The organism is Gordonia aurantiaca (assembly GCF_039939235.1).
Classification (GTDB): domain Bacteria; phylum Actinomycetota; class Actinomycetes; order Mycobacteriales; family Mycobacteriaceae; genus Gordonia.
The window spans coordinates 1-10635 of record NZ_JBDUUF010000025.1 but is presented as its reverse complement, the minus strand read 5'-3'; the positions used below and the strand labels follow the sequence as shown (position 1 = coordinate 10635).

7 protein-coding genes are annotated in these 10635 nt (G+C 67.6%); 3 read left to right on the top strand and 4 right to left on the bottom strand.

All coding sequences use genetic code 11. The annotated features are described in order from the left end of the window. Positions 1–184 precede the first annotated feature (184 nt). The 3 genes from ABFT43_RS22490 to ABFT43_RS22480 all read right to left on the bottom strand — a co-directional run bounded on the left by ABFT43_RS22490 (position 185) and on the right by ABFT43_RS22480 (position 5355). Positions 185–544 (bottom strand): sulfate permease, encoded by a 360-nt coding sequence (locus ABFT43_RS22490; protein ID WP_109239954.1) that lies wholly within the window; start codon positions 542–544, stop codon positions 185–187. A gap of 173 nt (positions 545–717) precedes the next feature. Next, on the bottom strand, positions 718–4257 hold the full coding sequence (gene mobF / locus ABFT43_RS22485) for a MobF family relaxase (RefSeq protein WP_347962454.1): 3540 nt from the start codon (positions 4255–4257) through the stop codon (positions 718–720). A 75-nt stretch (positions 4258–4332) separates the two neighbouring features. After that, entirely contained in the window at positions 4333–5355 is a 1023-nt protein-coding gene (locus ABFT43_RS22480) for a hypothetical protein (RefSeq protein ID WP_219931012.1), read from the bottom strand. 278 nt (positions 5356–5633) lie between these two features. Between ABFT43_RS22480 and ABFT43_RS22475 the strand changes: the two genes are divergently transcribed. Further along, on the top strand, positions 5634–6749 hold the full coding sequence (locus tag ABFT43_RS22475) for a DNA cytosine methyltransferase (protein ID WP_109239955.1): 1116 nt from the start codon (positions 5634–5636) through the stop codon (positions 6747–6749). A 39-nt stretch (positions 6750–6788) separates the two neighbouring features. On the opposite strand, the gene ABFT43_RS22470 is transcribed toward ABFT43_RS22475, so the two are convergent. Continuing rightward, a complete protein-coding gene (locus ABFT43_RS22470) occupies positions 6789–7940 on the bottom strand; it encodes a PPOX class F420-dependent oxidoreductase (RefSeq protein ID WP_347962453.1) in 1152 nt (383 codons plus the stop codon). Positions 7941–8013: 73 nt separating this feature from the next. On the opposite strand from ABFT43_RS22470, the gene ABFT43_RS22465 reads away from it, so the two are divergent. Together ABFT43_RS22465 and ABFT43_RS22460 are read left to right on the top strand one after the other, a co-directional pair. After that, positions 8014–9489 (top strand): MDR family MFS transporter, encoded by a 1476-nt coding sequence (locus tag ABFT43_RS22465; RefSeq protein ID WP_222114172.1) that lies wholly within the window; start codon positions 8014–8016, stop codon positions 9487–9489. A 324-nt stretch (positions 9490–9813) separates the two neighbouring features. After that, positions 9814–10557 carry an AraC family transcriptional regulator gene (locus ABFT43_RS22460; RefSeq protein ID WP_347962452.1) on the top strand — a complete coding sequence of 248 codons (744 nt, stop codon included), beginning with the start codon at positions 9814–9816 and terminating at the stop codon, positions 10555–10557. Positions 10558–10635 lie beyond the last annotated feature (78 nt).

Sequence of the window (10635 nt, the reverse complement as noted above, 5' to 3'; positions counted from 1 at the left end):
ACGACCGAGAACGAAGTGGACAACCGGGATGAGACGCCCGGAACTCACCCCTGCCCGCAGCCGATCACGCCGCGCCCATCACGCCGACGCCACCCGCCGAAGGCTCATCGGTGGATCGAGGCTAAGGCTAGCGGGGCGCCGCCGCCGGCGAAGCCCCAACAGGCGGGTGACCGCGACACCCGCCTCACACAGTGCCAGTTGCCACCGACATCCGCTGCCGCTGCGTCCTGCGGCGGCGTGCGATGGCCTCCCGGATGCGGACGCGGATCAGAACTACGACGCTGACCGGCCCCATGAGGAGGAGCTTGAGTGCGTTCCAGATAAGCAGGATCACAAGGATGTTCAGCCAGCCGGGTGCACCGTCGGCGATGAGGTTGGTGCAGATGCTCGCGGCGAGCAGGTAGGGCACGGCCAGGAGCATCACGGGGAGGCCCCACTTGAGCCCGCGGCGGGTGCGGATCAGGTCGAGCACGATGTTGGTGGGCATGTAGCGCCGCAGGAAATAGCGGGTGCGGACACTCAGAGCCCAGAGCAGGCGGATCATTGCGCTGTCCTCTCATTGCACGGTCAAGTGACGAGACAGTGCGTAGAGAGTGGCCCGAGGGCCTGTCCGAGAGGACGCTAGGTCAAGGAGGAATCTGCCTCCCTTCCAGGGTAGGACTCAGCCGCGACATTCGTAAGAGGCGCACCGGCGAGACCAGCCGACCGCGCTACGGCCTACAGCCTCGGGCCGACCCGCTCCGACCCGGTGCGACGAGTGGGTTCCTGTGCTTGCCGTTCGGCGTCGGCGAGGCCTCGGGCTCGATCGAGCGCAGCGCGGGCTCGGGCGGCGTCGATCTTCTGCGTATCGCTCTCGGGCCGGGCGCCGAGGGCGGTCGTGTCGGTGATGCCGTAGCGGTCGCGGTACGCGGCCACGACGCGGGCGGCCTGTCGCCACGCGGCCGCGGCGCGGACCTGTGGGGGCACGGTCCCGAGCGCTGCCGTCCAGCTCTGCTGCTCGGTGAGCGCGGTGCCGAGGAGCGCGTCTGCGCAGGTCTGGATGAGGTCGCGCCGCTCGATGAGGGCCTGCCGGAACTCGGGGTTCATAGTCCCGGTCGCTTCGGGGATGAGGCCGGCGATCAGATGCGGCGCCTTCCGGGCGCGCCCGGACCCGGCGGGCCGGGTGGTGGCCCGGGCGACGCGGTAGTGGAGCACGGCGGCGATGTCGTCGGCGTCGCTGAATCCTCGTGCGGCGACCAGACGCGGCAGCAGATTCTCGATGTCGTGGTGGTTGGCCTCGGCCCGGCGCAGCTCTGCGGTCAGGGCGCCGAACGCGGGCGAGCTGATCGTGGCTTCGGCTTCCTCGTCGGTGAGTCCGGAGGCCTGGATGAGGTTCGCCCAGCGGTCGTGTTGCGCCGCGGCGGCGATCGTCTCGTACTCGGCGGCGAGCTGACCGATGTTCGCCCATGCCTCTTGCTCTGCGGTGATCGTCTCGTGTGCGGAGAGCTCGGCTCCGACGTGCTGGAGAACCCCGAACAGCACCGACTTGGCCGTGGCCTCAATGTCGTCGCCAGGATGCGGCCTTTCGTGGGAGTCGTCGGGCTTGTCGACGGCGACGTAGGTCATGTTCAGCTCGCGACCGCGGGTGAGGGCGACGTACAGGTTCTCCCTGGTCATGGCGGCGTCGACCAGGACATGCGAGCGGTCGACGGTGATGCCCTGCGCCCGGTAGGAGGTGACGGCGTAGCCGAGGTCGAGGTGTTCGGCCACATAGTCGGCCGGGAGCACGACCGACCCGCCCCACTTGCGGGTAGCGCGGCGGAGGGTGAGGGAGCCGTCGTCGCGGACCCCGGTAACCGTCCATCGGTCGCCGTTGCGGACCCAGCCGCGGCCGGCGCGCAGGCGGCGGTCGTTGTGCCGAGTGATGACCGAATCCCCGGCCGCGGCCCTCGTGCCGTCGTGCAGCTCGACCTCGCGTAGCGCGTTCACGGTGCCGTCCAGGATCAGATCAGTCCGGGCGCGCTGGTTCAGCGCGAGGACAGATGCGTTGGAGTCGGTGACCAGCACCGTCGCACGTCCCGCGAGCCAGTCGGCCCGCCATGCCGCGTAGGCGGCGTCGACCATCGCCTCCGTCTCGCCGCCGATCACGCGGCCGTGCTTCATATAGGTGGCGATGACCTCCGTGTGCCCGTGCCGCAGCCCGAGGGACGCGGCCTTCTCCCACGGGTTCGTGAAGCGGTGGATGTCGACCAGCTCCGGCGCGTCATCGCGGTCGTGGACGAGCAGCGAGAACGCACCAGAGGCTGTTGGGGACTGGAGCTGGGCGTAGTCCCCGACGAGCAGCACCTTCGCCCCGGCCTCGGCGGCCAGGGCAGTGATGCGGTCGAGCGAGAGCGTGCCGGCCAGGGATGCCTCGTCCACGATAACGAGCTGCCCTGCCCGGAAGGTCGCGCCGGTGCGCTCGTGGACCTCCCACCACTTCGCGGTGTTCTCGGTCTGGATGCCAAGGTCATCGGCCAACACCTGCGCGGCGACCGCGGAGGGCGCGAGCCCGACCACCGAGCCGGGGCCGTGCTCGCGCTCCCACGCGCGGCGCAACGCCGACATGGCCGTGGTCTTGCCCGCGCCGGCCGGGCCGACCAGGACATCGACGAGGCGGCCGGAGACAGCGATCTTCGCCAACGCCGCGGCTTGGTCGTCGCCGAGTGTCTGTCCCTTCCGGTCGGGCCGCGCTGCGATCCGCTCGACCACCGCAAGCGGGACGGTCGGTCCGGTGGTGGTGCGGGCGCGCTCGAGGAGGCGGTCTTCGGCCGCCAGCAGCACTTCGGAGGAGAACACGGTCGAGTGCTTCGGCCGGAACACGCTGGTCCCGTCCGGCCGGCGGAACGCGACGGGGCTCGACGCGAGCTCCGCCGGAGTCAGTCGAAGCGACGCGGCCTCGGCGGCGTCCACGACCAGGCCGACGACGGCCTCCCGATCCTCAATGGTGGCGAACCGGTAACCCATCGTTTGCCGGGCCGCCTCCGCGGTGAGATTCCAGCGCCGCCAGGTGGACCGCTTCTCACCGACCGCCTCGACCACGGACTGCCCGAGGGACTCGATCACGTCCACGGGGAGGTCGTCGGCACGCAGCAGCAGCGGCTCCTCGTTCGCCGCCACCCGCCGCGCCCACGCGGTCGCGTCCGACGAGCCGAGGATCTGGCCGGCGCGAGCCCGCCAATCGGCAGTGAGGTCCGCGAGCGAGTGGATCTCCTTCTCCGGTCGTGTCGTGAGGGTGGCTTGGGCGCGGAGTTTCATGATCGTCGCCGGCGACGGGCTCCGTCCGTGCGCGGTGACGTAGCGGTCGATGAGGCGATCCGTCTCGACGTCGATGTGCCGCGACCGCGTGGAGAACTCCGCGACCAGTTCCTCCGGCACGCCGACGATCGCCCACGCCGGGTTCCGGTCCCGGCCCATCTGACGGGCCTCCCACGTCACGCCGAACATGCGGGTCAGGTGGTCGGCGAACACCGCCTCGTGCAACTCCGAGAGGGCGACGGTCGCGGCGTGCATCGGACGGCCGTCGAGCGAGCGCCATTTGCCGTCGAGGACGGTCTGCACCTTGTTCGAGATGACGACGTGCGTGTGCAGGTGCGGGTCGCCGGCCCTGCTGTCGTAGTGGTCGTATCCGGTAGCGATCAGCCCGGTCACATCGACCTGTGCAATTGCGCCGTCGCGGCCGGTTGCGCCCGTGCGGGTGGCTGCAACCTCCCGCTCCATGTACGCAACCACCTCCGCAACCGCTGCGTGATGCGCCTGCCCGATCAAGGCCTGCGTGCCCGCGTCCGCGACCGCCCAGAGGACGGATGCGGACTTCGGGATCGAGAACGTGAAGTCATAGCCTGCCACCGCGCGCCTCACTCCACGGTCGGCTTCCTCGGACTCGATCGCGGTGATCGCCTCGGCGCGGGCGAGGGGGCCGAGCCCGGGATCGAGGCTGTCGACGCGGGCCGCGACGCGGTCTGTGACGGGCTGATACTCGGGGTACGCGCGGCCCAACGGAACCCCGGTGATCGGGTCGCGGCCCATGCCGACGAGGAGCTGGAGCTGGGCTTCGGAAACCTGATCGCCCTCCACGATCTGCCCGCCCCCGAGGCCGGCGACGCCAGCTCCGAGCCACCGGCCTGGCGGGGTGCCCTCGGCGTTGTAATACCTTGTCAACGGCGTCGAGAGCGACCTGTCGCCGTCCGCCGCGGCGACGGTGCGCAGCAGGTACTTGTAGCCATCACCCGCGCTCATCACGCGCATTGAAACCGTCACGCCAGATAGGTGAGCGAGACGTTGGAGGTCGCGAGAGGCGGGGCGGGCGCTGCGTCAGGCGGTCGGCACTTCCTTGTACACGAACTCGCCGATCCCGTCTTGGATGACGAACTCGTCTCCAGGAAGGTCCTCGTACATCTGTCCGATGCCTTCCGCCGCACCCGCCGCTTTGCAGTGTGCCCCGTCGGATTCGGTCTGGATGAGGTAGGCGGTCTGGCATTCGCAGGCCGTCATGAATGCGTAGAACCTTCCCCGCAGCGCGTCTTCCATCAGAGCGACCGGGTAGTAGAGGAAGTGCTTCCTGCATAGAGCCGGAACCCTGACCTTGCCATCCACGATTGTGCTCTGCGGCAGCTCGGCCGCGTGAGTCCAAGGTCTGAGCTCCACATGCTCGACGGCCGATTGCAGCAACTTGCCGTCGGCGAAACGCAGGAACGACACCTCCGTGCACGGTTCGCCCGCCGGAGCCGAGAGTAAGCCAAGGGGCGGCCACAGCTGCGGCAGCCCGAGCCCGCTCGTCGTTTCGATCTCCAACGCGGGCGTCGTGAAACGCAACCCCTGCAACGCGAGTTCTCCGAGCACGATCGTCATCAAGTAGCACTGCGGCACATCGGGCTCCGCCAAGCCGGGGATGCGCACGGTCAGCGGCATCACGCGAATGGCCCAGAATCCGGATGGACCCTCGTACCGGCCCGCCCAGAAGCGGCTTGCATCAAGGGGTTGCATGGCCTCCCGGCGCTCGTAGAGTGCCCGATACTCGGCCGGCGACAAGCCATAGCCGGACTCCCGCTGTTCCTTGCTGGAGATGAGCATCGCAGTCAGCGCGGTCTTCTGAACCCACATCGCGATCGCACCCTGGTCCGCCGGCTCGATCGTTGTCGCTTCGCCGAGGATCAAGGGCGTCAGCACGCGCTGAGCGATGGCTTCAAGGTCGCTCATCCAGCCGTTATTGCAGGAGGCGCAGAAGCTCTTCACCGTCTGCCGAAACGGCGGCTGCTCTCCCATGTCGCGCGGTATTCCGTTCAGCGGTCCCGCCCTGTGCTGGACGGGGCTGAGGTCCAACCCGATCTTGCTCACCCACTGTCCGAAGACGTGTTCACGGGTGAGTGATTCTGTCGAGCCGCAGAAGGCACAGGGGTCAGGCACACGGCCATTCTCACTCGGCGCGCCGGCAAGTGACCTCGATCTGCAAGAGGCGTGGTGGCTCAGAAGCAGTCGGAGGAAAGGGCCCCGGTGAGGCCTCACGGCGGGAGCGAGGCCGGAGCGTGGAGGCCGGTCGAGCACCTGGCAGGTGACCAGCCTGGCATCGCGTCGAGGAGACGCCGGCCGGGGATCACCGATCAGCCGGAGTCCTCATGCGCGAGCCGAACAACGAGCCCGACGACCACCGTCTGCGGGTCGGTTCGCTGTTCTCCGGCTACGGCGGACTCGACCTCGCCGTCGAGGAAGCCTTCGACGCCCGCACAATCTGGTTCTCAGAGATCAACGAACCCGTCGCCCGCGTCTTCGCCCACCACTGGCCCGACGCCCCCAACCTCGGCGACATCACCGCCATCGACTGGAGCACCGTCGAGCCCGTCGATGTCCTGTGTGGCGGGTTCCCCTGCCAGGACGTCTCCACGGTCGGCAAACGCGCCGGCCTCGCGCCCGGAACCCGCTCCGGCCTATGGGCACACATGGCGACCGCAATCGAGGCGCTGCAACCCGAGCGGGTCGTGATCGAGAACGTTCGCGGGCTGCTCTCCGCACCCGCCCGACGCGCAACCGAGCAAGGAGATGACGATGAACGACGCAACCCCGAGCCCGCAACCCGTGCGGGCGCAGCCCTTCGCGGTCTGGAACTCGACCCGTGGGGTCTGGGAGACCAGCCAACTCGACCTCTACGGGCGCTTGGCGCCGTACTCGGAGACCTGGCCGACCTCCGGTACAACGCACGATGGATCGGCCTACCCGCTTCCACCATCGGCGCACCACATCCCCGATTCCGCATTTTCATCCTCGCCCACGCCGCTGTTCCGAACACCGCTGGCCTCGGACTCCGCACGCGGCGGGGAGGCACTGGATCAGGTGAAGGCACGGCGCGGAACAATCGCGCTGAGCCATCAGGTGATCGACCTAGTGACCAAACACGGGCGTGGGCCCTCGCCGGAAGCGACGTTCGTGCTGATCGAGGAGTTCTTCGAGGCTGGGGACGCTACGCCGCAGCCATCGCCCGATGGGAACGCATCACCGGCAGGGCGGCGCCCGCTCCCGCGATCCTGAACGAAGGTACAGGGCCTCGCCCAGCGCCCGCATTCGTGGAGTGGCTCATGGGTCTGACCGAGGGCTGGGTCACTGATTCCGCACTCGGCCTCACCCACGCTCAACAACTCACCGCGCTCGGTAATGGAGTCCTGCCAAAACAAGCGGCGGCGGCTGTGCGTCGCCTTGGAGGCGGCACGCTTTCAGAGGGCGGACCGGCCGGCTTCTAAAGTGCCGACTGTGTGCGGTGTGGTCGATGGCTTGAGGTCTCAGTGGTGGTGACGGCGCGCAACACGGCTGGCGGGGAAGCTGGGCTCGCGCGTGGGGTCGTCCAGCTTGGTGAGTCCCCAGCTAACGATGCGGTCAGGGTGGACACGGATGATCGTGCGCCCGCCGGTGGTGGGGTCTGTGTCGGGCAATGTGTCGGCGCGTCCGCGGATTTCGATGCCACGTGGTGCTCCTTCGACGGGCATGTCATCGACCACGAGCGCGACGTTTCGGTTGCTGACCACATTGCGGTACTTCCGGCTAGCGGCCAGATTCCATCCGATGACGTCGATGGTGTCAGTGGCGGGGTTGTAGTGCAGCCCGACGGGCGAGTTTTGCGGCAGGCCGTGGGAGTCGACCGTCGCCAGCCGAGCCAGTCGTTGCGTGCTCATGTACGCGAGTTCGGCGGTGGTAAACACGCTGTCCCGGTGGTAGCGGTCAGGTTGTGGATTAGTCATGGCTAGTCGCCCGCGGGGGGCCGATTGGCCGGGTTGGCGGTCACGTAGGTGAGCGAGGAGGGCACGCAACTGTTCGGCGTAGTGGTTCTCGAAGTCTGGGCCCTTGGGGTCGAGGTCAAAGATCGCCCGGATCACCTGCGGGAGGGCGACGGCAGCGGTGACGGCGCCGATCATGACAAGCAGTACGACCGCGGGGTCGAGATCGTCGGGTATCTCTCCGCGCTGCTGGCGGGCGATCATGCTGGTCAGGTCGAGGCTGGCCGGAGGGAGAGTCGCCGGGTGGTCTGGGTCTTCGGACAAGCCGGCCCACAATAGAAGCCGAGTAAGGCGCGGGTCGGCCAGGGCGTGTCGGACGTAGCGGGCCGCGTTGTCCTCCAATGGCAGGTTCGGGTCGCTGACGGCCGCGTCGCGGGCGAATTGGGTGTGCAGCACCTCCTGGTAGAGGCCATCCTTGCCGTCGAAGTAGTAGCTGATGAGCTGCTTGTCCACGCCGGTGCGGGCAGCGATGTCCTGTACCCGAGCTCCGGCGTATCCACGGGCGGCGAACTCATCGAACGCGGCTTGAACCAACTCGCCGCGAGTGCGGTCGGCGTCACGTCTGCGTTCTTCGGGCCGCCGCCGGCGCGTGGGTCCCTCGGTCGTTTGCGCACTGGTCGGTTCGTTCGGGGAAGCCGCTGAGCGGCGAGCTGCGGTCACGAATCCAGGGTAGCGCAATCCCCCAACAAGTGGATACTATCCACCGTATGGAGAATTATTTGAAGGTGGCCGCATGACGAACAGCGAGAACACGCCGAATCCGCAACCGACCGTCGCAGCGTCAGAGGCTGGGGTGCCGCGCGAAGTCTGGGTGGTCGCCGCTGCAGTCGTCGTCGGGCTGGGCATGGCCCTGCTGGACACCACGATCGTCAACGTCGCCCTGGACGCGATCGCTCGTGAACTGCATGCCCCACTGGCCACGATCCAGTGGGTGTCCACCGCCTACCTGCTCACCCTGGCGGTGGTGATCCCGCTCGCCGGGTGGTCAACGGAGCGATTCGGCGCCCGCCGGGTCTGGCTGGGCGCGGTGTTCGTGTTCGTACTCGGTTCGGCGTTGTGCGGCGCATCGTGGTCGATCGGCGCCTTGATCGCGTTCCGCGTGTTGCAAGGCATCGGCGGCGGGCTCATCATGCCCGTCGGGATCGGCCTGATTGCGAGCACCGCGGGTCCTGCGCGAATGGGACGGGTGATGTCAGTCGTCGGCGTGCCGATGCTGCTCGTCCCGGTGCTTGGGCCGGTCATCGGCGGGGTGTTGGTCGATGAGACCTCGTGGCGCTGGATCTTCTACATCAACGTCGTGCTCGGTGCCGTCGCGCTATTGCTGGCCGTCCGCCTCCTGCCCAGTAATCCGACTGAGGCCACAAAGCCGAGCCTGGACTGGCTCGGGCTAGCCATGCTGGCACCGGGACTGGCTGGCATCGTGTTCGGACTATCCGAGGTCCAGTCGCATGGCGGACTTGGTGCTCCGGTTGCTTGGGCGCCTATCGCCGCCGGCATCGTCCTGGTGATCGGATTCGCCACCCACGCCCGACGAGCACGACAGCCGCTCGTTGATGTCCGCCTGTTCGGCCGACCACCGTTCGCCGCCGCCGCGGCGACGCTCTTCTTCACTGGCGCTGCGCTTTACGGCGGGCTGTTTGTCATGCCGCTCTACTATCAGCTTGCGCGTGGAGCCTCACCACTTGTCGCCGGTCTGCTTGTCGCTCCGCAAGGTCTCGGCGCCGCGCTGGCAATGCCGTTGGCGGGCCGACTCACCGATCGTCATGGCGGCGGCATCGTTGCCGTCACCGGGCTGACCCTGGTCACCGTCGCCACTATCCCGTTGATGTTTGTGACCGAGGGCACCAACTATGGCTGGCTGGCCGTCGTGCTTCTGATTCGCGGCTTGGGCATCGGAGCCTCGTTAACACCAGCCACCGCCGCTGCCTACAGCACCCTAGACCGCGCCGAGATACCCCGCGCGACCGGCGTCGTCAGCGTCCTGCAACAACTCGGCGGCTCAATCGGCGTCACGACCCTCGCTGTCGTCCTGCAAGCGCACGTCCAAGGAGCGGGCTTGAACCTAGCGGACGCCTACGCCAGCACATTCACCTGGGCGGCCGTACTGGGCGCCGTCGCCCTCGCCGCAGCCATCATGCTCGCGATCACTGCACATCGATCACGGCGGGCCAGTCAAGATCAACCGGCGGTCTCCCCGACGAAGCCATGACGACACCGACATCACGCAACGCGCCGTGGCGCGCGCCGTGGACACGCTATCCAACCGTCGATTCGCCGACCGCCGGGGGGGCCGCCGCGGCCTGTCCGCCGGTAGGCGGCTATAGGCAACCGCCCTTGCGCTTCTGCATTGCCGGGCGACGAGCCCGCGCGACGCACTGAACTTGTAGCGGATACACGGTCATACAGAGCGACAGCGATCGGGATGTCGAGTACGGATCGGCGCTCCGTTGCTCCGGAGCCGTATGTTCCGATTGTTGCTCGGAGCCGCACGTTTGACCGGCCGGTCACCCCTGTCGCCTACGACTGTGTGACGGTGGCCGTGGTCCGATCAGGTTCCGCGATCGTGTTCAGTGAATTCGGTGCGCGGCCCGTGGCTCTTGGCGATGTCATCACCCTCAACTCTCACACGTTGTGCGGGTACGAACCCGAGGGATGGACCACGCTGACGACCCTCTACTTAGATCGCGACTACCTCGTCGACCAGGTGTTCTGGCAGCACGCCGCGCTGCTGGCCGACCGGCTGGACGCCGACGACTTCCTGGATCAGGTCTACAGCGTGCCAGCACAGGTTCTTCGTCTTGGCGATGACCGTGCGAGTCTGTTGATGCCGTGGCTGGACGAGCTCACTGCGCTGAGCCTCGACGGCCCTGGCCCAGACCGGTTCTACCGTATGCAATCACTGGTCTTCGCCGTCCTCGATGTCCTGATCCCGTTCGTCCAGACGACGCCTCCTCCTATACGGACATCAGAGAGTCAACGCGCCCGGATCATCCCGGCCGCGCCGCGCCTGCGACAGTTTCTACCGCTGCGCGTCGAGGCGGCTCAGGCACGGGACCTGCTGCGGGAGTCGCCGGGCGCGCCGTGGACTCTCGGCACGCTGGCGGAACAGGTTCACCTTTCACAAAAGCAACTCTCGCGCGTGTTCGTGGAGGCATACGGCAAGACGCCGCTCGCGTACTTGACCATGCTGCGGGTGGAGCGGATGGCTGAACTGCTGCGCGATAGGGAGCTAAGCCTCGATCCACCGATGGGGAGGCTTGCTGAGTTGGCGTCGTAACGCAGAAATGCCCCTCTGACCGGGAAGAATAGAGCTTGTCTAAGGTCCTATTTCCCGAGTCTGAGAGGCATCTCGTAG